Annotated in this window: 24 protein-coding genes and 1 riboswitch; of the genes, 9 read left to right on the top strand and 15 right to left on the bottom strand. The window is 65.8% G+C overall.

The features are described 5' to 3' along the window. Nucleotides 1-5: 5 nt before the first annotated feature. Complete coding sequence (gene map, locus BLR77_RS09680; RefSeq protein WP_074677156.1) at nucleotides 6-785, bottom strand: type I methionyl aminopeptidase; 780 nt, start codon at nucleotides 783-785, stop codon at nucleotides 6-8. Then, a complete protein-coding gene (locus BLR77_RS09675) occupies nucleotides 782-994 on the bottom strand; it encodes a ParD-like family protein (protein ID WP_074677154.1) in 213 nt (70 codons plus the stop codon). Before BLR77_RS09675 ends, map begins: the two co-directional genes overlap by 4 nt. 174 nt (nucleotides 995-1,168) lie before the next feature. Between BLR77_RS09675 and BLR77_RS09670 the strand changes: the two genes are divergently transcribed. Continuing rightward, nucleotides 1,169-1,399, top strand: a complete 231-nt coding sequence (locus tag BLR77_RS09670) for a hypothetical protein (RefSeq protein WP_074677152.1) — start codon at nucleotides 1,169-1,171, stop codon at nucleotides 1,397-1,399. A 232-nt stretch (nucleotides 1,400-1,631) separates the two neighbouring features. Here BLR77_RS09670 and cobM read toward each other — a convergent pair whose 3' ends face one another. After that, nucleotides 1,632-2,387, bottom strand: coding sequence for a precorrin-4 C(11)-methyltransferase (cobM, locus tag BLR77_RS09665; RefSeq protein ID WP_074677150.1), 756 nt, complete (start codon nucleotides 2,385-2,387; stop codon nucleotides 1,632-1,634). Beyond that, complete coding sequence (locus BLR77_RS09660; protein ID WP_139202929.1) at nucleotides 2,384-2,824, bottom strand: cobalamin biosynthesis protein; 441 nt, start codon at nucleotides 2,822-2,824, stop codon at nucleotides 2,384-2,386. Before BLR77_RS09660 ends, cobM begins: the two co-directional genes overlap by 4 nt. Nucleotides 2,825-2,910: 86 nt before the next feature. Next, a riboswitch (cobalamin riboswitch) is annotated at nucleotides 2,911-3,106 on the top strand. A gap of 95 nt (nucleotides 3,107-3,201) precedes the next feature. Here BLR77_RS09660 and cobW point away from each other — a divergent pair. The 5 genes from cobW (at nucleotide 3,202) to cobF (ending at nucleotide 10,833) form a co-directional block, all read left to right on the top strand. After that, nucleotides 3,202-4,251: a cobalamin biosynthesis protein CobW gene (gene cobW / locus BLR77_RS09655; RefSeq protein ID WP_074677148.1), complete on the top strand. Its 1,050-nt coding sequence runs from the start codon at nucleotides 3,202-3,204 to the stop codon at nucleotides 4,249-4,251. 91 nt (nucleotides 4,252-4,342) lie between these two features. Then, complete coding sequence (cobN, locus tag BLR77_RS09650; protein ID WP_074677146.1) at nucleotides 4,343-8,089, top strand: cobaltochelatase subunit CobN; 3,747 nt, start codon at nucleotides 4,343-4,345, stop codon at nucleotides 8,087-8,089. A gap of 286 nt (nucleotides 8,090-8,375) precedes the next feature. After that, nucleotides 8,376-9,377 carry a magnesium chelatase ATPase subunit I gene (locus BLR77_RS09645; RefSeq protein WP_074677144.1) on the top strand — a complete coding sequence of 334 codons (1,002 nt, stop codon included), beginning with the start codon at nucleotides 8,376-8,378 and terminating at the stop codon, nucleotides 9,375-9,377. Then, nucleotides 9,359-10,069 carry a vWA domain-containing protein gene (locus BLR77_RS09640; RefSeq protein ID WP_074677142.1) on the top strand — a complete coding sequence of 237 codons (711 nt, stop codon included), beginning with the start codon at nucleotides 9,359-9,361 and terminating at the stop codon, nucleotides 10,067-10,069. Before BLR77_RS09645 ends, BLR77_RS09640 begins: the two co-directional genes overlap by 19 nt. Then, a complete protein-coding gene (cobF, locus tag BLR77_RS09635; RefSeq protein WP_074677140.1) occupies nucleotides 10,066-10,833 on the top strand; it encodes a precorrin-6A synthase (deacetylating) in 768 nt (255 codons plus the stop codon). Before BLR77_RS09640 ends, cobF begins: the two co-directional genes overlap by 4 nt. Nucleotides 10,834-10,932: 99 nt before the next feature. Here cobF and BLR77_RS09630 read toward each other — a convergent pair whose 3' ends face one another. The 6 genes from BLR77_RS09630 to BLR77_RS09605 all read right to left on the bottom strand — a co-directional run bounded on the left by BLR77_RS09630 (nucleotide 10,933) and on the right by BLR77_RS09605 (nucleotide 17,403). Further along, nucleotides 10,933-11,439, bottom strand: a complete 507-nt coding sequence (locus BLR77_RS09630) for a GNAT family N-acetyltransferase (RefSeq protein WP_074677138.1) — start codon at nucleotides 11,437-11,439, stop codon at nucleotides 10,933-10,935. Continuing rightward, a complete protein-coding gene (locus tag BLR77_RS09625) occupies nucleotides 11,439-13,583 on the bottom strand; it encodes a TonB-dependent receptor family protein (protein WP_074677136.1) in 2,145 nt (714 codons plus the stop codon). The genes BLR77_RS09630 and BLR77_RS09625 overlap by 1 nt, the downstream gene beginning before the upstream one ends. Before the next feature lie 119 nt (nucleotides 13,584-13,702). Continuing rightward, nucleotides 13,703-14,320, bottom strand: coding sequence for an FMN-dependent NADH-azoreductase (locus BLR77_RS09620; RefSeq protein ID WP_083366053.1), 618 nt, complete (start codon nucleotides 14,318-14,320; stop codon nucleotides 13,703-13,705). A gap of 26 nt (nucleotides 14,321-14,346) precedes the next feature. Next, nucleotides 14,347-14,835: a carboxymuconolactone decarboxylase family protein gene (locus tag BLR77_RS09615; protein ID WP_083366052.1), complete on the bottom strand. Its 489-nt coding sequence runs from the start codon at nucleotides 14,833-14,835 to the stop codon at nucleotides 14,347-14,349. 247 nt (nucleotides 14,836-15,082) lie between these two features. After that, nucleotides 15,083-16,390: an MFS transporter gene (locus BLR77_RS09610; protein WP_074677132.1), complete on the bottom strand. Its 1,308-nt coding sequence runs from the start codon at nucleotides 16,388-16,390 to the stop codon at nucleotides 15,083-15,085. A 101-nt stretch (nucleotides 16,391-16,491) separates the two neighbouring features. Then, nucleotides 16,492-17,403, bottom strand: coding sequence for a LysR family transcriptional regulator (locus BLR77_RS09605; RefSeq protein WP_074677130.1), 912 nt, complete (start codon nucleotides 17,401-17,403; stop codon nucleotides 16,492-16,494). A gap of 140 nt (nucleotides 17,404-17,543) precedes the next feature. On the opposite strand from BLR77_RS09605, the gene BLR77_RS09600 reads away from it, so the two are divergent. Both BLR77_RS09600 and BLR77_RS09595 read left to right on the top strand, forming a co-directional pair. Beyond that, nucleotides 17,544-18,287, top strand: coding sequence for an SDR family oxidoreductase (locus BLR77_RS09600; RefSeq protein WP_074677129.1), 744 nt, complete (start codon nucleotides 17,544-17,546; stop codon nucleotides 18,285-18,287). Nucleotides 18,288-18,370: 83 nt separating this feature from the next. Then, nucleotides 18,371-18,940 (top strand): flavin reductase family protein, encoded by a 570-nt coding sequence (locus tag BLR77_RS09595; protein ID WP_074677127.1) that lies wholly within the window; start codon nucleotides 18,371-18,373, stop codon nucleotides 18,938-18,940. A 46-nt stretch (nucleotides 18,941-18,986) separates the two neighbouring features. Here BLR77_RS09595 and BLR77_RS09590 read toward each other — a convergent pair whose 3' ends face one another. Further along, nucleotides 18,987-19,808 carry an SEL1-like repeat protein gene (locus tag BLR77_RS09590; RefSeq protein ID WP_238380558.1) on the bottom strand — a complete coding sequence of 274 codons (822 nt, stop codon included), beginning with the start codon at nucleotides 19,806-19,808 and terminating at the stop codon, nucleotides 18,987-18,989. 348 nt (nucleotides 19,809-20,156) lie between these two features. Next, on the bottom strand, nucleotides 20,157-20,768 hold the full coding sequence (locus BLR77_RS09585; RefSeq protein ID WP_074677123.1) for a LysE family translocator: 612 nt from the start codon (nucleotides 20,766-20,768) through the stop codon (nucleotides 20,157-20,159). A gap of 94 nt (nucleotides 20,769-20,862) precedes the next feature. On the opposite strand from BLR77_RS09585, the gene BLR77_RS09580 reads away from it, so the two are divergent. Next, on the top strand, nucleotides 20,863-21,846 hold the full coding sequence (locus BLR77_RS09580) for a GlxA family transcriptional regulator (protein WP_074677121.1): 984 nt from the start codon (nucleotides 20,863-20,865) through the stop codon (nucleotides 21,844-21,846). 8 nt (nucleotides 21,847-21,854) lie between these two features. On the opposite strand, the gene BLR77_RS09575 is transcribed toward BLR77_RS09580, so the two are convergent. The 3 genes from BLR77_RS09575 to cobJ all read right to left on the bottom strand — a co-directional run bounded on the left by BLR77_RS09575 (nucleotide 21,855) and on the right by cobJ (nucleotide 25,239). Next, the gene (locus BLR77_RS09575) at nucleotides 21,855-22,460 is read right to left on the bottom strand and encodes a LysE family translocator (protein ID WP_074677918.1); all 606 of its coding nucleotides are present in this window, start codon (nucleotides 22,458-22,460) and stop codon (nucleotides 21,855-21,857) included. Nucleotides 22,461-22,540: 80 nt separating this feature from the next. Next, complete coding sequence (locus BLR77_RS09570; RefSeq protein ID WP_074677119.1) at nucleotides 22,541-23,380, bottom strand: AraC family transcriptional regulator; 840 nt, start codon at nucleotides 23,378-23,380, stop codon at nucleotides 22,541-22,543. Between the two features lie 209 nt (nucleotides 23,381-23,589). Next, entirely contained in the window at nucleotides 23,590-25,239 is a 1,650-nt protein-coding gene (gene cobJ / locus BLR77_RS09565; protein ID WP_074677117.1) for a precorrin-3B C(17)-methyltransferase, read from the bottom strand. Nucleotides 25,240-25,354: the final 115 nt, after the last annotated feature.

Here is a 25,354-nt window from a genome sequence, read left to right as displayed (position 1 = left end):
TTCCATCACGCCGAAATCCTGCTCAGGTGCAGCTCTTCGGGGCGCAGCGTAAGTACGCGAACGCCCTCTCGGGTGACCGCCACGGTATGTTCGAATTGTGCCGAGAGCTGGCCGTCGCGGGTCACCACCGTCCAGCCGTCGCGCAGGGTACGCACGTCCGCCGTTCCCCGGTTGAGCATGGGTTCGATGGTGAAGGTCATGCCTTCGCGAAGGGTCAGGCCGGTGCCGGCTTTGCCCCAGTGCAGCACTTCGGGTGGCTCGTGCATTTCCCGGCCGATACCGTGGCCGCAATACTCCCTGACCACCGAGTAGCGATGGGCGCGGGCATGGCGTTCGATGGCATGGCCGATATCGCCGAGGCGGGCGCCGGGTTTGACGGCTTCGATGCCCTTGCACATCGCCTCATAGGTGACCTCGGCCAGCTGACGAGCCTGGTCCGACACCTTGCCGATCAGGTAGGTCTTGCTCGAATCGGCGATGTAGCCGTTCTTTTCCAGGGTGATGTCGAAATTCACCAGATCGCCATCGCGCAGGATATCGTCGGCGCTGGGTACGCCATGGCACACCACCTCGTTGCGTGACGTGTTCATGGCGTAGGCGAAACCATACTGCCCCTTGCTCGCCGGGCGCGCCTTGAGTTCATCCACGATGTAGTTATCCACAAGGTCGTTGACCTGCAGGGTCGACATGCCGAGCAGATCCAGGCGATCCAGGTAGCCGAACACGGACGCCAGCAACCTGCCGGATTCCGCCATCAGGGCGATCTGTTGCGGTGTCTTGCTCATGAGGCATCCGCCATTCTTGGCGGAACCACCACGCCGGCTGCACGCATCTCGGCGGCCATCAGCTCATTGAAGCTCAGCGTCGGGTTCATCTCGCAGAGCATGCCGATGCGAATCCAGAAACCCGCCTGTGCATTGATCGAACGGCCCGAGACGGCGCTCGCCCTGCGAATCTGGTCGTGCAGCTCGTCATCGATGTTGACGATGCCCATGGATACCTCCTTATATATGATTCGTATATGAAGCATATATAACTATGGGACTGATTTCACTCACCGATCATCAGTGAACAAGGCGTGCTCACCTCATCCTTTACACTATGAGCCGTATCCGCTGCCGTATGCAGGCAGTGGGATCATCTGAGTCACGCTGGAACAGGAGAGAGGATGAAGCGCGCGGATGTGAAACGCAGAACGAGCGAGGGGGTTGTGTTCGACACCCAGGTCATGGTCAATCCGGCCAATACCGCTGAGTGGATCGTATTTTTCAAGAAAGGCGCAGGGCGTAGCTTCTTTCTGGTTGATGAGGCCGAGCAGGTCGAGACCTTTGCCAGCCTGGATGAGTTGATGCCGGAATTGCGGGCTCTGGGTATCAAGCGGGTCGAGGTGCAGCTCTGAGGGTGAGTTGCTAACAGTTGCCGTGGATCATCTTGTGGATATCCTTGTGATACCAGGCTGAAGCCTAGATAAACCGGGCTACTCAGCCTGTTGTTCAAAAACTGATCCTTGTCGCATCCTTATTCACAATAGCTCTGGATAAACCTCGGCCTATCTTGTTGATAAGTTCTCAGGCGTCAGCTACACGGGGCTTTTAGCGCTTTGTGTAGTTTCTCGCCATATGACGGATGGCTCAGTCGTTGCCAGGGCGATAAAGATGGCGATGCGCCGAGTCATATAACGCTGATTCGGCAAAGACGCCCGGATCGAGCACTCGCCCGACCAGAATCAGTGCCGTGCGGCGAAAGCCCTTGGCTGCGACCTTGGTCTCGATATCGGCGAGGGTGCCCAGTACCCAGTCCTGATCCGGCCAGCTCGCTCTGTGGATAACCGCGATGGGACAGTCGGCGCCATAGTGTGGCAGCAGTTCGGCGACTATGGCCGGTAGTTGGCGCACGCCGAGGTGAATGGCCATGGTCGCGCGGTGCCGGGCCAGGTCCTGCAGTTGCTCGCCCTCGGGCATCGGCGAAGTGGTGCCGTAGCGGGTGAGGATCACCGTCTGGGCGATGCCCGGCAGGGTCAGCTCGCTTTCCAGCAAGGCCGCGCAGGCGGCGGTGGCCGTGACGCCGGGGATGATCTCGAAAGGGATGCCCAGAGCACGCAGCTCGCGAATCTGCTCGCCGATAGCGCCGTACAGCGAAGGGTCGCCGGAGTGCACGCGGGCCACATCCTGGCCGCGCTCATGGGCCTGGCTCAGCAGCGCAATGATCTCACTCAGGTGCAGCTCGGCCGTGTTGATTACCTGCTCGGCGTTGTGGCCTTGCAGGACCGCCTCGGGCACCAGCGAGCCGGCATAGAGGATCACCGGGCACGAACGAATCAGGCGCTGGCCTTTGACGGTAATCAGCTCGGGATCGCCGGGGCCGGCGCCGATAAAGTAGACGGTCATGCTACGGGCTCTCTATCGAAGGTGGCCAACGCACAGGTGGCGTTGGCTGTGCGGGTTTTCTCGCCCAGCAGGCGAGCTGCCTTGCCCAGTTGCGTGGCCAGAGCCAGGGCGCAGGGTTCAGCCACAGCGGGGCTGCCCGTTACGGAGCGGATGAGGGCGCTGCCGGCGTTTTCCGACTGGTAGAGGGTGAGTGCTTCGGGGGGGAAGAACGTCAGCTCCAGATTCAGGTGGGTTGCCAGTTGATGCAGCCCCGGCTCGTCGCGTTTGTGGGCGATGCTGGCCAGTCCAACGAGGTTATCCACAGTCAACTCATGCTGGGCCAGGCTGTGGATGAGCAGGGCGAGCAGGTCTTGCTGGGGGCAGTCGCGCCTGCAACCAAGCCCAGCCACCACCATGGGCGAAGCGTCAGGGCCGGGGTTCGAGGGGCTAGGCATCATGAAGGGCGCTCGTGCTGTGCAGCGGCGTAGCTCAACATGGCGCATCCCACCGGTCAACCGCGATTGACCGGCCGCCGCGGCCTGCGTAGCCTTCTCGCTTTCGAGGTTCTTCCCGGTACGGCGCCGGGGAGCTAAGAGGGAACAGGGTCGATGCCCTGGCTGCCCCCGCAACTGTGAACGGTCTTACACCCTTCGATACACCACTGCCGTCAGGCGGGAAGGTGAAGGGCACGCAATGCGCAGACCGTGAGCCAGGAGACCTGCCTCGACTGACCAGCCATTTGCTCGGACGGGGTGATCCGACGCGGCCAGCACGCACCTGCGTGCCCGCCTGCGCGCACCCGTCCGCCGAACTTACCGACGCCACGGGACCATTCATGAAAACCCTCGCCAAACTGCCTGTCACCATCGTCACCGGTTTTCTCGGTGCTGGTAAAACCACCCTGCTGCGCCATCTGCTGGCTAACGCCGGCGGCCGCCGTATCGCGGTGATCGTCAACGAGTTCGGCGAGCTGGGGATCGATGGTGAGATCCTCAAGCAGTGCTCCATCGGCTGCAGCGAGGAGGAGGCCAACGGCCGCGTCTTCGAGCTGGCCAACGGCTGCCTGTGCTGCACCGTGCAGGAAGAGTTCTTCCCGGTGATGCGCGAGCTGGTGGCGCGCCGCGGCGACCTCGACCATATCCTGATCGAGACCAGCGGCCTGGCGCTGCCCAAGCCGCTTGTGCAGGCCTTCAACTGGCCGGAAATCCGCAACGCCTGCACCGTCGATGCGGTGATCACCGTGGTCGACAGTCCGGCGGTGCTCGCCGGCACCTTCGCCGCCTTCCCGGATCAGGTGGACGAGCAGCGCAAGCTCGACCCCAACCTCGATCATGAATCGCCGCTGCACGAGCTGTTCGCCGACCAGTTGGCCAGCGCCGACCTGGTGATTCTCAACAAGGCCGATTTGCTCGACGCCGAGGTGCTGGCCGCGGTGCGCGCCGAGGTGGCCGAGGAGCTGCCGCCGGCAGTGAAGGTGATCGAAGCGCACGGTGGCGAGCTGCCGCTGGATGTGCTGCTGGGCCTGAACAGCGAAACCGAGCTGCATATCGACAGCCGCCGCACCCATCACGACGATGAAGACGAAGACCATGATCACGAGGAATTCGACTCGTTCCACGTGGAACTACCGGAAGCCGAGGAGGCGCGTCTGCTGGCCGCACTGAAGGATGCGGTGGCCAAGTACGGCATCCTGCGGGTGAAAGGTTTCGCTGCCATCCCTGGCAAGCCGATGCGCCTGCTGGTGCAAGGTGTCGGCCAGCGTTTCGATCGCCACTTCGATCGCGCCTGGCAGGCAGACGAGCCGCGAGTGAGCCGCCTGGTGGTGATCGGCCAGCAGCTCGACCGCACCGCTATAGAAGCCGAGCTGCAAGCAGCGCTGGCCTGAGTGATTGTGGGAGGGGCTTTAGCCGCGATCCAATTCGCGGATAGTCGCGGCTAAAGCCCCTCCCACGATTCGCGCCTTCCTCGGAGCGAACATGCATCTCCTGCGTACCCAGCCTGGCACCCAACTGCCGGCCGACAGCATTGCCGACCTTGGCCAGACGCCTGCCGAGCTGGTGATCCTGTGCACGGGTGACTCGCACCTCTCCCTGCTAGCTGAAGCCGCCCGGCAACTGCCGGAGGACTACCCCAGCCTGCGCCTGGCCAGCCCGGCGCAACTGAGCAACAACGCCTCGGTGGATTACTACGTCGAGCAGGTGCTGCAGCACGCCAAGGTCATCCTGATCTCCGTGCATGGCGGGGTGAGTTACTGGCGCTACGGTGTCGAACGCCTGGTGGAGCTGGGCGCTCGCGGCGCCACGGTGGTCATGGTGCCGGGCGACGACAAACCCGACCCGGAGCTGAATGCGCTCGGCAACGTTAGCGAAGAAGACAGCCAGCGCCTCTGGCAATACCTGCGCCAGGGCGGGCTGGATAACGCGCGCCAGCTGTTCCGCTGCATCGGCAGCCGCTGGCTGGGGCGCGACGACAGTTGGCAGGAGCCGCAGGCGCTGCCGCGCGTCGGCCTGTACCACCCGAGCGCCAGCCCGGCCCGGCTTGCCGACTGGCAGATTCAGTGGCAGCAAGGCGCACCGGTGGTGGCGCTGCTGTTCTACCGCAACCATGTGCAGTCGGCGAACACCGCCTTCGTCGATACCTTCTGTGAACACCTTGTCCGCCAGGGCCTCAACCCGCTGCCGATTGCGGTGGCCAGCCTCAAGGAGCCTGCCTGCCTGGATCAGGTGCAGGCCTGGCTGGACGAGACGAGCGCCGCGCTGATCATCAACACCACCGGCTTCGCCCTGTCCAACCCTGAGGCACCGCAGGAACGAGTGTTCCGCCGCGACATTCCGGTGCTGCAGGCCATCTGCTCGCTGGACAACCACACGCAATGGCAGGCCAGCGCCCAGGGCCTGGGTTCGCGTGATCTGGCCATGCATGTGGTACTGCCCGAGCTGGATGGCCGGCTGATCGGCCCCGCCATCAGCTTCAAGGGCCTGGCCTGGCACAGCGAGCGCAGCCAGAGTGACGTGGTGTGTTACCAGGCGCACGAAGCGGGGATGGCCTTCGTTGCTGCGCTGGCGCGTAACTGGTGCCAGTTGGCCATTAAAAGTAACGATCAGAAGCGAATAGCGCTGATCCTGGCCAACTACCCGACCCGTGATGGCCGTATTGGCAACGGTGTGGGCCTGGATACGCCGGCCGCCGCGCTGAATATTCTTCGTTCCCTGCAGGCGCAGGGCTACCCGGTGGATAACCTGCCTGATAGCGGCACCACACTTGTCCACAGCCTGCTCGGTGGCGTCACCAATGATCTGGATGGCCTGGATACACGGCCATGCGCGCAAAGCCTGGCGCTGGACGACTATCTGAAGTTTTTCCACAGCCTGCCGCCGGCCAACCAGCAGGCGGTGCGCGAACGTTGGGGCGAGCCGCAGCAGGACCCGATGTTCCGCAGTGGGCGGATGATGGTCGCCGGGTTGCGCTTCGGCCTGACCTTCGTTGGCATCCAGCCGGCGCGCGGTTATCAACTGGACGCGGCGGCGGTCTATCACGACCCGGATCTGGTGCCGCCGCATGGCTATATCGCCTTCTACGCCTGGCTGCGCACGGCCTTCGCCGCCGATGCGCTGATCCACGTCGGCAAGCACGGCAACCTGGAATGGTTGCCGGGCAAGAGCGTCGGCCTGTCCGAGGGCTGCTGGCCGCAGGCGCTGATCGGCCCACTGCCCAACATCTACCCCTTTATCGTCAATGACCCCGGTGAGGGCGCTCAGGCCAAGCGCCGCACCCAGGCGGTGATCATTGACCACCTGATGCCGCCGCTGACCCGCGCCGAAAGCTACGGCCCGCTGCGCGATCTGGAACGCCTGGCCGACGAATATTTCGAGGCCAGCCAGCTCGACCAGCGCCGCGCCGTGGAGCTGCGCGGTGAGATCCTGGCCAAGGTGCGCGAGGCCAGCCTCGACCGCGAGCTGGGCCTGCAACTCAACGATGATCCGGAAAGCTGGCTGCCGCAGCTCGACGCCTACCTGTGCGACCTCAAGGAATCGCAGATCCGCGATGGCCTGCACGTGTTTGGTGAGTCGCCGGCTGGCCAGTTGCGCCGCGACACCCTGCTGGCACTGCTGCGCATTCCCCGGGGCGATGGCCTGGGCGCCAATGGCAGCCTGCTGCGCGCGCTGGCCCGTGGCCTGGAACTGGGCCTCGATCCGTTGGATTGCGACATGGGCCAGACCTGGGACGGCCTGCGTCCACAAGCACTACAGACTGTGGATAACAGTTTGTGGCGCACCGTAGGTGACACCCGCGAGCGCCTGGAGCTGCTGGCGCTGAGGCTGATCGAGCAGCGCCTGACGGGTGAGCGCACTGACGCCTTCGGCGCCGAGGTGGCGCTGATTCTCGATGGCCTGGCCGGGCATATCGCGCCGCTGCTGGATGCCTGTGGCGACGCCGAGATGGGCGGCCTGCTGGCGGCGCTGGAAGGGCGTTTCGTCCCGGCAGGGCCGAGCGGCGCGCCGAGTCGCGGGCGCCTCGATGTGCTGCCCACGGGGCGCAACTTTTTCACCGTCGACGTGCGCCACCTGCCCACACCCACCGCCTGGCGCCTCGGTGTGCAGGCCGCCGACCGCCTGCTGGAGCGCCATCTGCAGGACGAGGGCGATCATCTGCGTCAGCTCGGCCTGTCGGTGTGGGGCACGGCAACCATGCGTACCGGTGGCGACGATATCGCCCAGGCGCTGGCGCTGATGGGCGTGCGCCCGGTTTGGCAGCCCGGTAGCCAGCGCGTCGAGCGCTTCGAGGTATTGGCTCTGGAACAGCTTGGCCGTCCGCGGGTGGACGTCACCCTGCGCGTGTCCGGCTTCTTCCGCGATGCCTTCAGCAACCTGATTCGTCTGTTCGACGAGGCCGTGCAGGCAGTGATCGAGCTGGACGAGCCGGAAGACATGAACCCGCTGTCGGCGCGGGTCTGGCGAGAGTCGCTGGCGCTCAAGGACGGCGGCCTGGATGAAGCCGAAGCGCGGCGCCAGGCCGGCTGGCGGGTGTTCGGCGCCAAGCCGGGCGCCTATGGCGCCGGGGTGCAGAACGCCATCGAGGAACGTCTGTGGCAGAGCCGTGCGGATCTCGCTGAGGTGTATCTGAACTGGGGCGGTTACGCCTACGGCAGCGGCGCCGAGGGTGCGCCGGCGCGGCAGCGTTTCGTCGAGCGCCTGGAGCAGATGCAGGCGGTGCTGCACAACCAGGACAACCGCGAGCACGACATCCTCGATTCCAACGATTACTACCAGTTCCAGGGCGGCATGCTGGCGGCGGTGGAGACCCTTCGTGGGCTCAAGGTGGCCAGCTACTTGGGTGACAACAGCCAGCCGGACACCCCGCGCATTCGCACCTTGAAGGAAGAGCTCAATCGCGTCGTGCGTGCCCGCGCTGCCAATCCCAAATGGATCGAAGGCATGAAGCGCCACGGTTACAAGGGCGCCTTCGAACTGGCCGCGACCATCGACTACCTGTTCGCCTTCGACGCCACCAGCGAGCTGGTCGACGATCACCAGTACGCGCTGCTCACCGATGCCTACCTGCTCGACAAAGACACCCGCGACTTTATCCAGCAGCACAACCCTGGCGCGCTCAATGACATCCTCGAACGTCTGCTGGAGGCCCAGCAGCGTGGCCTGTGGGAGAATCCCGGCGAATACCGTGAAGCGCTGGAAAACCTGCTGCTGGATAGCGAGGAGTCGTGAAGCGACACCTTCTCGTAGGGTGGGTTAGCCGCCTGTCGCGGTTGCCGGCCAACTCGCTGAAGCGGGTGCGGCGTAACCCACCATCGGTGCCACGCCATGCATCGCCTGGTGGGTTACGCGGCGCGCTACTCTCCTACGCGGCTGCAAGACCTACGATTTGCGCCGCTAACCCACCCTACGGGTGCAACGTGCCCATTGTGGGAGGCGCTTCAGCGGCGACATGCTCGCGGCTAAAGCCCCTCCCACAAAAGCCAGGTGCGACCGCTCACCTCCACGGATGACTGCCATGACCGAACATCACTTCCCCCTCGCCGCCGTGGTCGGCGCCGATTCGCTGAAGCTGGCGCTGTGCCTGGCGGCCATCGATCCGGCCATCGGCGGTGTGCTGATCGAAGGCCCGCGCGGCATGGCCAAATCGACCCTGGCCCGTGGTCTGGCTGATCTGCTCGACGGTGGGCGCTTCGTCACCCTGCCGCTGGGGGCGAGCGAGGAGCGCATCGTCGGCACTCTGGATCTGGATGCGGCCCTCGGCGAAGGCCGGGCGCAGTTTTCCCCTGGCCTGCTGGCCCGTGCCGATGGCGGCGTGCTCTATGTCGATGAGGTCAACCTGCTGCCAGACCATCTGGTCGACCTGCTGCTGGATGCTGCCGCCAGCGGCGTCAACCATGTCGAGCGTGACGGCATCTCCCATCGTCACGCCGCGCGCTTCGTGCTGATCGGCACCATGAACGTCGAAGAGGGCGAGTTGCGCCCGCAACTGCTCGACCGCTTCGGCCTCAACCTGGCGCTCGATGGCCAGCCGCAGCCAGCCGAACGTGCCGAGATCGTGCGTCGCCGTCTGGCCTTCGATGCGGCACCCGCAGCCTTCCTGCAACGCTGGCAGGGCGAGCAGGACGCCCTGGCCGAACGCTGCCGCAATGCTCGCCAATGCCTGGCCGACATTCCACTGGATGACGCCGCCCTGGGAGAGATCAGCCTGCGCTGCTTCGCCGCCGGCGTCGATGGCCTGCGCGCCGATCTGGTCTGGCTGCGCGCCGCCCGCGCCCATGCCGCCTGGCGTGGCGCGGCGGGTATCGAGCCTGTGGATATCGATGCGGTGGAGGACTTTGTCCTGCGCCATCGCCGTCGCCAGCAACAACCGCCGGCTGCCACGCCGCCCGAACAGGGCCAGGCGCCGCAGCAGGCGCAGGAACAGAGCCAGGGCGAAGGCCAGTGGGGCGAACTGCCGGCGCAGCCGCAGGCCATGGGTGAGCGGCGCGTGCCGCCGCGTTGGCCAAAAAAGCCCTGAGCATCCGCCCGCGCACAGCCACTGGCGCGGATGCCCGTAACCGGCCCGGACGACTCGGCGGCGGCCTGCGCGGCGCTGCGCGTAGCGGCGTGGCCGGTAGTATCGACTGGGCGGCGACCCTGCGCCAGGGCCGGCCGCAACGCCGCGAACAGTTGGTGCTGCGCCCGCGCAGCCAGCAGGCTGAGGAACTGTGGCTGGTGCTGGTCGATGCCTCTGCCTCCACTCGCCGCCATGGCGCCCTGAGCTTGGCCAAGGGCGTGCTCGCCGAAGTCTTCGACAGCGCCTATCGCCAGCGCGCGCGCCTAGCCGTGCTGCAGGCCGGTGGCCGTAAAGCGCAATGGCTGTGGCAGGGGCGCAAGGCCAGCGCCGAGCTGCATCGCTGGCTGCACGAATTGGGCGCGGGAGGCGGCACGCCGCTGCTCGATGCACTGCAGCAGGCCGGCGACTGGCTGCTGCGTCGGCAACGGGCGAAACCGCACGAACGCCAGCGCCTGCTGATCCTGACCGATGGCCGTTTGCGTGATCTTCCAGCGTTGGCGCCGCTGCCGTGCCCGAGCCTGCTGCTCGACACCGAGCGTGCGCCGATCCGCCTCGGCCGTGCGCGTAAGCTGGCGCAGGCGCTGCAGGCCGACTACCAACATATCGACGACCTGGCGCCCGGCGTGTCGGGGCACACCTGGAGAACCCCATGAAAACCCTGCTGCTGGTCGGCATCGGCGCCGGCGACCCGGACTACATCACCTATCAGGCGATCAAGGCGCTGCGCCGTAGCGACGTGATCTTTCTGATGGACAAGGGCGCGGCGAAGCACAAGCTCAACGCCCTGCGCCGGGAAATCTGCGCGCGCTTCCTGGACGGTCACACACCGCGTTTCGCCGAAGGCCAGCAGCCGGAGCGCGAACGCGAGGCTGCCGACTACCGCGCCAGCGTCGACGAGCTCAACCGTGACAAGCAGGCGGTGTTCGAGCAACTGATCGATGAGCAGATGGCCGATGGCGAGACGGCGGCCTTTATGGTCTGGGGCGACCCGTCGCTGTACGACAGCAGCATCCGCATTATCGAGGCCATCGCCGCGCGCCGTAGCGATTTCGTCTACGACGTCATCCCCGGCATCACCAGCTTGCAGGCGCTGACCGCACGCCACCGCATCCCGCTCAACAGCATCGGCCGCTCCGTGGAGATCACCACCGGCCGACTGCTTGCCGAAGGCTGGCCGCAGGGCGTGGACAGCGCGGCGGTGATGCTCGACGCCAAGGACACCTACCGCCACTTCGTCGGCCACGGCCTTTATATCTACTGGGGCGCTTACGTCGGCACCGCCGATGAGATCCTTATCGCCGGCCCGCTGGACGAGGTGGCCGAACGCATTGCCACGACCCGCGCCGAGGCGCGCGAGCGCAATGGCTGGATCATGGATAGTTATCTGCTGCGCAAGGAGGGTGTGGCGGAGGCGTAACGTGAGGGGCGGTGGACAGGAAGAGCGCTGTCCACCCTACGTGCTGGGCGATCACCCCCCGATGATGCAGCAGTATTGGAGGCTGGGTAAAAGTCTGCTTTAGCTGGATATATCGCAGACTTCTTCCTGATAAACCCGCATACCACGCGCCTGATAGTTGGCCAGGGCCGCCGGATGATCGAAGGTGCAGGTGTGCACCCAAACGCGCTCAGTCCCCGGCCACTGCCAGGCCGATTGAATGGCATAGCTGAGCAGTGGGCCACCGAAGCCGCGGTCGAGAAACTGCGGAGCCAGGCCGAAGTAGCGGATCTCCGTGCTGCGACCGTCAGGACGGAACAGCTCGTAGTAACCGGCGATGGCGCCACGGTGATAGGCGACCCAGGTACGGTGTGCTTCGTTTTCCACCATGGCGCGCCACTGTGCGTCGCTCCAGTCGTCCAGATCACCCCATTCCCAGGTCGAGCCGACCAGTTGGTAGAGAAAGCGATTGAGCGCCGGTTGCGGTTCTTCGCACTCGACGATCTGCAGGTCGCTGCGCTGAGGCTTGGCCTTCAGTTGATCCGGCGAGGTCATTTCCAAGTAGTACGTGGTGTACGTCTGCGCCATCAGAGCCAACTCCAGGAAACTCCCGTATACACCCCAAACCCTTCCCCGGGCGTGGAGCGCGCTACATCCGCGCCGTTGTCGTTATAGCCCGGCGTAACGGTGGCGGCATAGCGCTTGTCGGTCAGGTTGCGCAGGTCGAGCCAGGTTTGCCAGTCGTCTTTCGGCGAGGCGTAGCCGAGGGTGGCGCCGAAGGTGGCGTAGGCATCGGCGTAATAGGAGTTGGCGTAGTCCACCGCCACCTTCGAGGCGTACTGGGTGTTGAGGCCTGCGTAGAAACCGCTCGGGTGGTCGTAGCGCAGCTCTGCCTGGTAGTAGTGGCGCGGCAGGCCTGGCAGGCCGTTGTCGCCGAAGGCATCGTCATCGCGGTAGTGGAAGTCGCTGAAGGTGTAAGCCTGGCGCAGGCTCAGGGCGCCGGCGGCGGCGCCTTGCCACAGCGGGCTGGTCAGGCCGGCTTCGATGCCCTGGTGCACGGTGGGGCTGGCGTTGGATTCGGCGAAGACGTTGGGCTCGATCTCGACGGTGAGTAGCTCGTGACGTACCTGCGAGTAGTAGTAGGCGAGCTCCCACTGGCCCAGCGCGGAATCACCGCGCCCGCCAACCTCGAAGGTGGTGGCGGTCTGGTTGTCCAGGCTGATGGCAGCGCGCTGGCGCGCGGCATAGGGCTGCGTGGTGGTGCTGGAGAAGCGCAGCGGCGAGCCCCATAGCATCGACCAGGCATGCGGCGGTTCCACCGCGCGGCTGATATTGCCGTACAGCTGCACCTCGGGGTTGAGCTGATAGCGCAGGCCGATACGTGGCGCGTAGTCCCAGGTGCTTTCGTCGAGCTTGTCGTGGTTGGCCGGCCAGGTCACCTGCACTTCGCGGCGGGTATGAATCAGCGCCAGGCCGCTGGTCAGCCACAGGTCAGGCGCCAGCTCCAGTTCGTTGCCGATATGCAGCACGCTGTCCGAGCCCAGATGGTCATAGGCACGCATCAGGGTGCCGGCCGGATAGGGCGTGCCGTTGACGTCGATCGGCAACGCCGCGGTCTCTTTCGCTTTGCTGCTCGGCAGGTTGGTGGTGCTGCGCCAGCCGATGGTGGTGCTGCTGTTGAGCCCGAACAGGGTATGCCGGCGCGTGTAGTTCAGAGTGCCGCTGATATCGCTGTAGTCCACGCGGATACGGTAGGCGCCGCCGCGATAGGCGGTCTCGGTGATATCCAAGGGGTAGTGGTGATAGGCCAGGCCGGCGACCAGGGTGGAGTCGTCGTCGATCTGCCAGGTGGTCTTGTTGGCCAGCCAGGTGCTGCCGGGTTGGTCGCGGTGGGCGTCGATGCTGCGATTGGACGCGTTGGCCTGGCGCGGGTCGTCCTTGAGTTGCGCTTTGCTCAGGCGGCCGGGCGTTTCATGCTCGGTTTCGCGGTAGCGCAGGTAGAAGCGCGTCTCCAGATTCTCATTGAGCCTATAGCCGAAGTTGGCGGCCACGCCCTTGCCTTTGCCCGACGCGTGATCTTGATAGCCGTCGGTGTGGCTGTCGGTGAGGGCGAGGTAGTAGTCAAAATCGCCCAGCACCTGGCCGGAGGCGATGTTGCGTTTCTGGTAGCCACGGCTGCCGGTTTCATAGCGCAGTTGCAGCTTGGGCGCGGTGTAGCCGGTATGGGTGATGTAGTCGATGGCGCCGCCCAAAGCCAGTGAGCCACGGTCGAAGCCATTGGCGCCGCGCAGCACTTCGGCGCGACTTATCCACAAGGGTTCCAGCAGTTCGTAGGGCGTGCCGCCGGAGCCGGTCAGCGGCAGCCCGTCGAGCAGGATGTGGGTGCCGGAAGCGTGCGAGCCGGGGCCGCGATTGATGCCTGAGCCACGCACGCTGATCTTCACGCCCTCGTTGCCGGGCGACTGCGCATAGACCCCAGGCTGGTAGGCCAGCACGTCGGCGACGCCGGCCACGCGGCCCTGCTCGACCTTGTCCATGTCCACCAGGTTGGTGGCGCCAGGGACCTGTTTCAGCTCTTCCTGCGCGGCCTCGATTTCGCTCAGCGGTGCGCCGCTGACCTGCATGGCGTCCAGTTGCATGGGCTGCTGAGCCAGGGCGATTGGCGCTGCCAGGCAGTTGAAGGTCAGCAGGGCCAGGCGGGCCGGTCGAGCGTATAGCGGCTGGGGCAACATGCGAAGGTTCCATTGAGCGGGCTACGAGTCTGTCTGATGGATGACGCAGGCGATTCGTCACCATCGTCCGCAACCCTACAGAATCCTTCGCTCAGATGCCTGACGTGTTGTCAGCCGTTTCACTCGACAGAGAAAAACGCAGCTACCTGTGACTGCGCCACGGCGCGCGCCTCCAGCAGGGCATGCTCACCTCTGGAGGTACCCTCCACACAGAAGAAATGCATGTTCTTGAGGCCCACCGTGGCCAGGGCCGCCTGCAGGTAGGGGCGCAGGAAGTCTGGCTGCCGCGCCTGCTCGCCGCTGATCAGCCCGCCTGAGGCCAGCGCCACGTACACCGGGCGGTCACGTAGCAGGCCAACCTTGCCTTGCGGTGTGCCGTTGAATGTCATGCGTATCCGCACGATGTGATCGACCCAGGCCTTGAGCGTCGAGGGGACGGTGTAGTTGTGCATGGGGGTGGCGATCAGCAGCACATCCGCTTCGTCGAGCTGACGGATCAGCTCGGCGGAGCGCTGCCGGGCGCTGCCGGTCTCTGCCTGGTCACTGTCAGAGGGAGAGGCCAGAGCCATGGCATAGTCGCGATCGACATGCTGCAGATCGTTGAGGTCGACGTCCTGCACCTCCAGCGAGTGCCGGCCAGCGAGGCCGTCGAGCACCTGGTGAGACAGACGCAGGCTTTCCGATTCAGCGCCACGCGGGCTGCTGATCAGGCGCAGCACACGGATAGCTGCAGGCATGGGCGTAACCTCTCTGAGATCGGGCTTCAGGCCAGGTCGGCCTTGTCCAGGCCGAACTGTTTGTCAGCGGAGCCCGGCACGTTACGGAAGGCCACGCTCAGGCGATTCCAGCCATTGATGGCGACCACCAGGAAGCTCAGCTCCGACAGTTCCTGCTCGGAGAACTGCTCGCGCACGTTGGCGTAGATGGCGTCGGACACGCCATGCGGCGACAGCTGGGTCAGGGCTTCCGTCCACTCCAGCGCGGCGCGCTCCTGCGCGGAGAACAGCGGCGATTCGCGCCAGACGGCGACATGGTGCAGGCGCAGCTCGCGCTCGCCATGGATCTTCGCTTCCTTCACGTGCATGTCGACGCAGAAGGCGCAGCCATTGATCTGCGAGGCACGCAGCATGACCAGGTGAGCCAGCGGCGCGAGGAACGGGCTGCGGGTCAGCAGCGTGGAGAATTCGGCGTACTTGCCGGAGGCCTTGGGGGAGAGTGCGAAGTAGTCGAGGCGCTGGCTCATGGTCATCATCCGTATCCGAGTTGAGAAGAAACCGATGCCCCCTCTGCAACTGGCAGAACCACTGCGGCCCGGTGAGGACGAATGTACGCACCAGTGGTCTAGCCACATAGATCCATTTTTACGGATTTTTACTGGTCCACTTTGCGCAACTGCCTGATTCGCTGTCCGGCCATCGATGACCGCCAGCGCCTGCCGGGGTGGCAGGAGACAGGCTGCGGCCTGTGCGCCGCAGCCCTGAGTCAAGCGTGGCGAGGCCTCAGGCCGGTTGATAGTTCAGAGATCGCTTCGACGACTCGGGCAGCGCCAGACCACCGGCCAGGGCCAGCAGGGCGATGACGATCAGGTAGTAGGCCGGCGACATGCGATTACCGGTTGCCTCGATCAGCCAGGTGGCGATCAACGGTGCGGTGCCGCCGAAGATCGTGTAGGCCAGGTTGTAGGTGAACGCCGAGGCGGTGTAGCGCACGCGGGTGGGGAACTGCTCGGACAGCAGCACGGCGGTTACCACGCCGCAGATCACCGCACCGACCGCCAGCAGCATGGCGCCCAGGGCTGAAGCCAGCAGGGTGCCCGAGGCGGCCAGGGTAAAGGCCGGATACACCGCGACGATCAGCGCCACCCCGGCAGTCAGGATGGTGCGGCGGCGGCCGACGCGATCCGAGTAACGCCCGACGAAGGGGCAGAGCAGGGCGGCGAAGAACAGTGCGATCAGGCTGGCCAGCAAGGCCACCGGCCGTGCTGCGCCACCGACCACCTGCATGTAGGTGGTCAGGTAGGTGGTGAACATGTAGAACGACAGCGCCGTGGCGGAGATGAATGCCGACAGGCAGAGCACGGTACTGCCGTGCTCGCGCAGGGTTTCGCGCAACGGCGAATGTTCCGGATGAGGTTGCGCGGCCAGGGCCTGGAAGGCCGGTGACTCGTCCAGACGCAGGCGCATGTACAGGCCGACCAGGCCCAGTGGTGCGGCGATCAGGAAGGGCACGCGCCAACCCCAGGCCTGCATCTGCGCTTCGTCCAGCCAGAAGCCCATGCCGAACACCAGCCCGGCTGCGCAGGCGAACGCCATGAAGGTCGAGACCGGCACGAAGCTGCCATAACGGGCCTTCTGCTCGGTGGGCGCGTGCTCCATCACGAAGGCGCAGGCGCCGGCATACTCGCCACCGGCGGAGAAACCTTGCAGGCAGCGCGCCAGTGCCAGCAGCAGCGGGGCGAACAGGCCGATGCTGGCGTAGGTCGGCAGCAGGCCGATCAGCGTGGTGGCGCCGGCCATCAGCAGCACGGTGATCGACAGCACGCGCTTGCGTCCGATGCGGTCGCCGAGAATGCCGAAGACGATGCCACCGAGCGGGCGCAGGGCGAACGACACGGCAAACACGGCGAAGGTCTGCAGCAGCGCCAGGGTCGGATTGCCCGGTGGGAAGAACAGCGAGGCGATGGTCACGGCGAGAAAACCGTAGACGGCGAAGTCGAACCACTCGACGAAGTTGCCGATGGCCGAGGCGGCAATCACCTTGTGCAAGGTGGCCGGGCTGACCTGCTGGCCTGTGCTGATGGCATTCATGCGACGCTCCTGATCCCTGATTTAGACGGCTTCAGGCAGGTTACGGAGCGATAGCCGGGGCAGGCGCTTCGCAGGCGACAGCGGCGTTGCCGTGAGCGACCTCAGCCCTGGGGAAACTGCGCCGGATCGCAGAAGCAGGCGCGCAGGTGATCGAACACCAGGCGCACCCTTGGCGACACCGGGCCCTGCTGTGGGCGGTAGATGAACAGCTGCCAGGGATCGGGCGCCTGCTCCGTCAGCACCGCCTGCAGGTGGCCGCTTTGCAGATAGGGCTGCGCCAGGTAGGCGGGCAATTGGCCGTAGGCCAGGCCGGCGAGCACGGCCTCCAGCTCGGCTTCGGGGTCGTCGCACACCAGCGCTGGCGCGGGCGGATGCAGGCTGGGGCCGTGGGCGAAGGTCCACGGCCAGGGGCGACCGTTCTTGCGGTCGATCAGCACCGACAGCGGGCGCTGCTGCAGCTCGTCGAGGGTGCGCGGCTTGCCGGTGGCTTTGATCAGTTCCGGCGTGGCCACCACCTGCAGCGGTACCGGTGCCAGGGCGCGGGCGACGTAGCGGCTGTCACGCAGGAAGCCGACACGGATGCCGATGTCGATCTGTGCCTCCACCGCGTCGGTGATCTCGTCTTCCAGGCGCAGGTTCAGCACCAGCTGTGGGTGCTGCTTGAGCAAGGGTTGCAGGAACGCCACCAGAAAGCGCTTGCCGATGGCCTGCGGCGCGGTGATGCCGATGCGCCCGGCGATGGCTGACTCGGCCTCGGCGCGATGACCGCGAAACAACGCGTCGAAATCCTCCAGCATCTGCCGCGCGCGCACCGCGTAGGCCTCGCCGAAGGCGGTGATATGCACCTGGCGGGTGTTGCGGTGAAAGAGAATCTCGCCCAGCTCCTCCTCCAGCGCCTTGATCGCACGGGTCACCGCTTGTGGGGAAACCCCCAGGCGAGTCGCCGCCTCGCGGAAATTGCTGCAGTCGGCCGCGCTGCAGAAGATGCGGATCATCTCCATGCGGTTGAGCATGTCGGGGCGCCTCTGTATTCCGGAATATGGAATAGCCTAATCCAAACTCTTCCATTCATTGAAACTGAAATCACCTCTAACGTGAGCCCATGTCCGGCGTATGGCGCGGACACTCCAACCAATCGAGAGAGGGCTTACCCATGAGCAACAACATTTCCGGCAAGGTCGTGGTCATCACCGGCGCCAGCAGCGGCCTGGGCGAAGCCACCGCGCGTCACCTGAGCCAGCTGGGCGCCAAGGTGGTGCTGGCGGCGCGGCGCAAGGAGCGTCTCGAGCAGCTGGTCAGCGAACTGGTCGCCGCTGGCGGCGAGGCCGTGGCCTATCAGACCGACGTGACTCGCGCCGACGAGGTCAAGGCGCTGATCCAGGGTGCACTGGACACCTTCGGCCGCGTCGACGTACTGGTCAACAACGCCGGGCTGATGGCCATCGCGCCGATGAGCGACGTGCGTGTCGAGGAGTGGGATCGCATGATCGACATCAACATCAAGGGTGTGCTGTACGGCATCGCCGCGGCGCTGCCGGTGTTCCAGCAGCAGAACGCCGGGCATTTCATCAATATCGCCTCGGTGGCCGGGATCAAGGTGTTCAGCCCGGGCGGCACCGTCTACAGCGGCACCAAGTTCGCCGTACGCGCCATCTCCGAAGGTTTGCGTCACGAGGTCGGTGGCAGCATCCGCACCACCACCATCGAGCCGGGCGCGGTGGACTCCGAGCTGAAGTTCGGCAGCTCGCACCAGCAGAGCCGTGACTTCGTCGTCGACTTCTACAGGCAGGCGATTCCAGCCGAATCGGTGGCGCGTGCCATCGCCTACGCCATCGAGCAGCCGGCCGATGTCGACATCAACGAGATCGTCCTGCGCCCGACCGTGCAGGAATTCTGATCAAAAGCCACTGCAGCAGGCGCTTGCGATGCGGGCCTTCACGGGCCAGCATGCGAGCGCCTTTTTCGCTTTCAGGAGTCTGCATGAGCGCGCCTATCCGCCCCGTCGATCTGGCCAAGGCCTACCGTCTGCTCAACCATGGCCCAACCGTGCTGGTCTCGGCTCGCCACCAGGCTGTGGATAACGTCATGGCCGCAGCCTGGTGCTGCGCCCTGGATTTCGACCCGCCGAAGCTGACCGTAGTGATCGACAAGGCCACCCGCACCCGTGCATTGATCGAAGGCAGCGGTCTGTTCGTCATCCAGGTGCCGACCGTGGCGCAACTGCAACTGACCCAGGCGGTGGGCAATGCCAGCCTGGCCGACGATCCGGCGAAGCTGGCCCATGCCGGCGTCGAGCTGTTCACGATGGAAGGCCACGATGTGCCGCTGGTGGCCGGCTGCTCGGCCTGGCTGGTCTGCCGGTTGCTCGATGAGCCGCACAACCAGCTGGCCTACGACCTGTTCATCGGCGAGGTGATCGCGGCCTGGGCCGATGAGCGCGTGTTCCGCGATGGCCGCTGGCATTTCGAAACGGCCGACCCGAACCTGCGCAGCCTGCATCACGTGGCGGGCGGGCATTACTACGCGATTGGCGAGGCGCTGAAGGCCTGAAGTGACAAGGCCCATGATGAGGATCATGGGCCTTGGAGAGGGCGTGTCAGCGATAGGTGTCTTCGATGATCCGCCGAGCATCGGCATTCGCCTGCTCGAACGACAGCTCCGTATTCTGCAGCAGCGCTACCAATTGCGGGTTCTGCAGAATGTCGGCACCCGGTTCGAGCATCTGGGCGCGGCGCGACAGCACCATGTACAGGGTGACCTGCTCGCGCGTTTCTACATAGGGTAGGTCCAGCGCGGTGAACATGGCCTGGCGGATGAAGTCGCGACGCTGCTCCGTCTCCATGCCCTGGAGAACCTCGGGATCGTTGAGGTGGATGGTCGCCGAGTAGCGGCCGATATCCTCTTCGCGTGCTTCCGCGTACATGGCTTCCTTGCTGGTTACCCGCTTTTTCAGGCTCTCATAGAGCTTGTCACTTGCGGCGAGCTGCTTTGCGTCCATCTGCTGGCGCAGGCGTTCCTGCTGTTCGAGGTCGTCGTCTTCGCCGAGGATGCGTGTCCAGGCCAGGCCGGCAACGAAGTCCTCGTCCGCCTCGTAGCGATAGGCAAGCGCGCTTTGCGATTCACCATAGCCGTGCAGAGCCGAGCGCTCCAGCCAGCGCTTGGCGAGCTCCGGGTCCCGCTCCACACCTTTGCTACCGATCTGGTAGATGCGCCACATGCCGTACTCTGCGCACCAATCGTTCTGGCTCGCGGCATAGGCGATGTAGTTGAAGGATTCCTGATCCCTCTCGGCCTGGGTTTTTTCCTGGTCTCTGTCGGCAATCAGCGACAGGTAGCAGAAGGCCCGGTTGTGTTCGGGAGCGGCGAAAATCAGACAGCTTCTGGCGTTTGCCGTGTCGTTGGCGTTGAACAGCTGCATGCCCACACCGTAGAGAATGTCGCTATCCATCTGCGGCGTGCAGTACGAATTCGCCTGCGCAGAGGGCAGCACAGCATTCAGCGTCAAGTTGGGCAGGGTGGCGTTGAGATCCGCAGTCGTGTCGTGCTGCTCGGGCGTGCTGGCACACCCGAGAATCAGAGCGGAGAAAACTACTGGCAGGCAGTGAAAATGCCGCATATTGATCGTCCTTAATCGCTGGTTGGATGTGCCCGGACGCTGGCCGTCCGGTGCATCGGTAGGGCGGCATTCTATCGGTCAGCGCCATCCTGGCAAGGTTGTGTCCTCAGGCTGTGAGGCAGGTATCACTCGCAACAGCCACCGTTTGGCTTAGCGTGCCAGCGGCAGTGCCACGCCGATCAGCACGAAGAGCACGCCGCAACTGCGGTTGAAGGCGCGGCCGCCGCGCTCCAGCCAGGGCCGCACGCGGAAGGCCAGCAGCGCCAGCAGCAGCTCGACGAGGAACTCGACCACGGCAAAGGTCGCTGCCATCACCACGAACTGTACGGCCAGGCCGCGCTGCGGGTCGACGAACTGCGGCAGGAAGGCGCCGTAGAACAGGATCACCTTGGGGTTCGACAGCGCCGACAGCAGGCCCTGGCGAAACAGCCGGCTGGCGCTGGGGCGGGCGCCGCTATCGGCCAGGGTCATGTTCATCGGTGGCGAGCGCCACAGTTGCACGCCCAGCCAGATCAGGTAGGCGCCGCCGACCCACTTGAGCGCCAGCAGTGCGGTGGGCGCGGTCTTGAGCAAGGCGCCGAGACCGAACATGGCCAGGGCGATCAGCGCGCTGAAGCCGACCACGCCGCCAAGGATGGTGGCCAGCGCCATGCGCGCGCCATACAGCCCGCCATGGGTCAGCGCCAACAGGCTGTTGGGACCGGGTGTCAGCGCCAGGCCAAGGGTGGCGACGAAGTAGACGAGCCAGAGTTCGAGGGCCATGCGGGTCTCCTGTGCGGGGGTGGCCAGTCTAGTCAGCGACAGGGGCGGGAATGAGGTAGATTCTGGTCATTCAACGGTTGATTCTGGACTGAGCATGGCCGAAAGCCCCGATCTGCGTTTTCTCCTGCTGCCCTTGCCGGAGTTCGCCCTGCTGCCGTTCGGTGGGTTTCTCGACAAGTTGCGCTTCAGCGCCGACGACGAGGACTACAGCCGCCAGCGCTACTGCGCCTGGACGATTCTCGGCCTGCAGCCGGGGCATGTGCTGTCCAGCAGCGGCGCTGCGCTGCGCATCGAGGCCACGCCGGAGCAGCTCGATCTGGCCGACTATGACTATCTGGTGCTGTTCGGCGGGCGCAACGCGCAGGCAACCGCCGCGCTGGCGCCGACCTACCAGCCGCTGCTGCGACGCGCGGCCCGCGCTGGGGTGAAGCTGGTGGCGATCGATAACGCCAGCTTCCTGCTGGCTACCTGCGGGCTGCTCGACGGCCATCGGGTCGCGGTGCACTGGCGGCATGAGGCGGAGTTCCGCGCCAGTTTCCCGCACCTGCGCCTGGCTCGCGAGCGCCTGTATTGCCTGGACGGCGTGCGAATCTCCTGCGCCGGCGGCACGGCGGCCATCGATCTGGCGGTGGAGCTGCTGGCCCAGGGCAGCGGCCGGGCGCGGGCACTCAAGGGCCTGGCCGACATGCTGGTGGACGAGACGCGCAGCGGCCAGCATGCGCTGCGTTCGCTGCACACCACGCCGAGCGGTGAGCGCCATGTCGATCGCGCCATCGCCCTGATGCGTCACGGCCTGGCAAGTGCCGATGGTATCGAGCCCCTGGCCGCGAGCGTCGGCATCAGCCGCCGTCAGCTCGACCGCCTGTTCCACGCCAGCCAGGGCATGAGCACGCGCGACTACTGGAACGAGTTGCGCCTGCAGCATGTGCGTTGGCGCCTGCTCAATTCCAGCCACAGCCTGGCGCAGATCGCCGACGAGATCGGCGTCAGCGATGCCAGCCATCTGGGCAAGCTGTTCCGCCAGCGTTTCGGTACCACGCCTGGGGCGATGCGCCGCCAAGCCAAAGGCACGGCGTAGGAGCGGCTTTAGCCGCGAAGCTGTGACAGCAACGGCACCCACACCGAGGCCAGCAGCAACAGGGCCATGCAGCGGTTGAACAGTCGCAACCAGATCGGTCGCCGCAGCAGGCGCGCGCTGCCGATACCGAGCACGCCCCAGGCCAGCAGGCAAGGGGTAGACACCAGCAGAAACAGCGCCGCGCAGCTTGCCACCGCGCCGAGCGAGGCCTGGCCATCGAGGAAGATCGCGGTGACCGAGACGGTCATCAGCCAGGTCTTGGGATTGATCAGTTGCAGGCCGGCACCCTGGATGAAGCCCTGGCGTCGATCGACGCTGCGCGTGCCCAGTCCAGTGGCGTCAGCGCGCATCAGCGTGCAAGCCATCCAGCTGATCCAGACCGCGCCGGCCCAGGCCATCACCGTTTGCAGCAGCGGTGCGCGCGCCAGCAGTTCGCCGAGGCCCAGGCCCACCACCAGCAGCATCAGACTGGCACTGAGGCTCGCCCCGACTGCTATGGCCAGAGCGATGGACAGGCCGAAGCGGGCGGCGCTGCCGAGGATCAACAGGTTGGTCGGGCCGGGAGTGATCGAGGCCACCGAGGCGAAGAGGAGGAAGGGCAGCCACTGGTTCATGGCTGGGCCCGGCGGGCAGTGAAAGGCATTTTGCATCGCTCCATATCGAAGGCATGGAGGCGATTGTCCGGGCGGCTCGCTCAGCGGTCTTGAAGCTTTGTGCAGAGGCTGCGGTAGGCGCCCGGGGTGAGGCCGTTGGCGCGGCGGAACCAGCGGCCCAGATGGCTCTGATCGGCGAAGCCCAGGTCGCTGGCGACATCCGCTGGCGCAGTACCAAGGGCCAGCAGACGGCGTGCGCGTACCAGTCGCAGCTGGATCAGGTAACCGTGGGGGGCGATGCCGAAGGCGGCCTTGAAGGCACGGCTCAGGCGAAAGCGGTCGACGCCACAGACCCGAGCCAGTTCGTCGAGGCCGATGTTCTGGTGAAAGTGCGCGTGCAGGTACTCGCGAGCGCGCAGGGCCATGCTGGGGATCTGCGGGTTGCCTTGCACGCGCTGGCGCCAGTGCAGGCTGCGCGAGATGCGCTCCAGCAGTGCATCCAGTGCGGCGTCGCGCACCATGCGCGGCTCGTCTTCGTTCAGTGCCTGCAGGGCGTTGGCGATGCACGGCAGCAGGCCGGGGTCGTCCGGCTGGGTGCGTGGCACGCCGGGCAGGCAATCGCCGGGTGCCTGCTCGAACAGCGCCGGCAGCGCGCGTTCCAGCCAGGCCGGCTCGAGATAGAGCGTGGAGTAGGTGAAGCCGCCCGGGGTCGGTGCGTGGCCGTCGTGGATATCACCGGGTTCGAGGAAGAAGGTCTGCCCCGCGACGCTGCTGAACAGCGCGCGACGGCAATGGAACTGCTGCACGCCCTGTTCGGTGAAGCCGATCAGGTAGCTGTCGTGCCAGTGCGGATCGTAGGCGTGGCCCTCGAAATGCGCGCGGATCACCTCGATGCCGGTATCGGCATCCTGCTTGAGGTCGACCCATGACTGCGCGTTCATCGCCTGCTGCCCGCTGTTGCTGTGGACGTCAGAGCTTAGCGCGTTCGGCGAACAGGACTAGAAGGTTTGTGCAGGTGCGCCTTTCGTAGGCGCCGGCTTGCTGGCGGACGGGGCTGGATCGCCCGCAAGCGGGCTCCTACACGTTTTCCCTGCTAATCACCGTCACTCCCGCGAAGGCGGGAGCCCAGATGCTCGGCCATCCGCTGGCCTTAGCTCTCGGGATACCAGCGCGGCGTGTACACCCACTCGCCGCCATCGGCGCGGGGGAAGCGGCGGGTCTGGCTGGAGCCGATGATCACCAGGGTGCGCATGTCGACCATCTCCGGCGTCAGTTCGCCGAGGGTGAGGGTGCGCAGGGCTTCGGCCGGGCGGCCGATATCACGACCGAGCACCACCAGGGTCTGTGGTTCGCGATGCTGGCGCAGCAGCTCAAGGGCGCGGCCGAGCTGCCAGGGACGGGCTTTGGAGATCGGGTTGTAGAAGGCCATGGCCAGATCGGCGGCGGCGGCATGCTGCAGGCGCTGCTCGATCACCGCCCAGGGCTTGAGGTTGTCGGACAGGGAGATCAGGCAGAAATCATGACCCAGCGGCGCGCCGGCCTTGGCGGCGGTGGCCAGGGCGGCGGAGACGCCCGGCAGCACCTCCAGCTCGACGCCGTGCCAGGCCTCGCTCTGCGGGCTTTCCAGCGCCTCCATCACGGCAGCGGCCATGGCGAACACGCCGGGGTCGCCGGAGGAGATCATCACCACGCGGCGGCCGGCGGCGGCCAGCTCGAAGGCGTGGGCGGCGCGCTGCAGCTCCTCGCGGTTGTCGCTGGGGTGCAGGCATTGATCGGTGCGCAGCGGGCCGGCCATCTTCACGTAGGTGTCGTAGCCGAGCAGGTCTTCGGCTTCGTCCAGGGCGCGGCGTACGGCCGGGGTCATGTGCTCGGCGGCGCCGGGGCCGAGGCCGACCACGCTGAGGCGCCCACGGCGCTGGCCGAGGCGCTCGATATCCAGTGGTTGCTCGCCCAGCAGCAGGCGCAGGCCGTCGCCGGCATGGTGCTCGGCTGGCAGTGCGGATGTGCTGTGGATAAAGCGCAGGGGCAGTTTCAGTACCTCCGCTGCCGTATGCAGCTCGGCATTGGCCATCCAGCTTTTGTCCGCCAGCAGACAGGCCAGCGCTTGTGGCGCCAGGTTGGCGGCGCTCAGCGCCTGTTGCAGCCGTGCCGACAGGTCGGCGTCGGGGCGTTCGATCAGCGCGGCGGCGACGCGCGGGTGGATCAGCAGTTCGTCGGTGCGGGGCGGACGCTGCTCGGCGGTGATATGGATAACCCGCGACGCGGCTTTATCCACAGGCAGCTGCGCAGCGTCCAGCCAGGGCGCCTGGCCTTCGATGCGCACGCTTTCGCCGCCGAGCAGGTCGCTGACGAAGCGCTTGCCCTGCTGCAGGTCGGCCAGCGCGTAGCCGGCGGGCGGCTCCAGCAGGCAGGTACCGAAGCGCAGCTCGCCGCTGGTGGTGATGGCCGGCGTCACACCCAAGCGTGCGGCGATCTCGCGGGCCAGACGATTGACCCCGGCCAGGCCGCCGAGCAGCGGCACCACGGCGCTGCCGTCCTCGGCCAGGGCCAGCACCGGTGGCTCGGCGCCCTTTTCCGCCAGCAGAGCGGCGAGGCTACGAATGACGATGCCGGCGGCACACAGCACCAGCAGCGGCTGGCCTTGGCGATACAGCGCACGCAGATGGTCGCCGAAGTCGTCGTAGTGGCGCTCGGCGCCATCGGCACGGCCGCGCAGGCCATGGATAACCGTCTGTGGATAAAGCGCCTTGAGGCGTTGTGCTGTGGCCAGCGCGCTGGCGCCGAGGATGACGATGTTCATGTGGCAAATCCTGTAGCCCGGATGCAATCCGGGGAATGGGTTTCCCGGATTGCATCCGGGAGGCCAGGTAGCGATCCGTGGGAGGCGCTTTAGCGGCGACTGTCGCGGCTGAAGC

This window comes from Ectopseudomonas alcaliphila (assembly GCF_900101755.1).
In the GTDB taxonomy this organism is placed as follows: Bacteria; Pseudomonadota; Gammaproteobacteria; order Pseudomonadales; family Pseudomonadaceae; genus Aquipseudomonas; species Aquipseudomonas alcaliphila.
The sequence above is the reverse complement of the archived record's forward strand: the minus strand, read 5'-3'. Positions and strand labels throughout refer to the sequence as shown.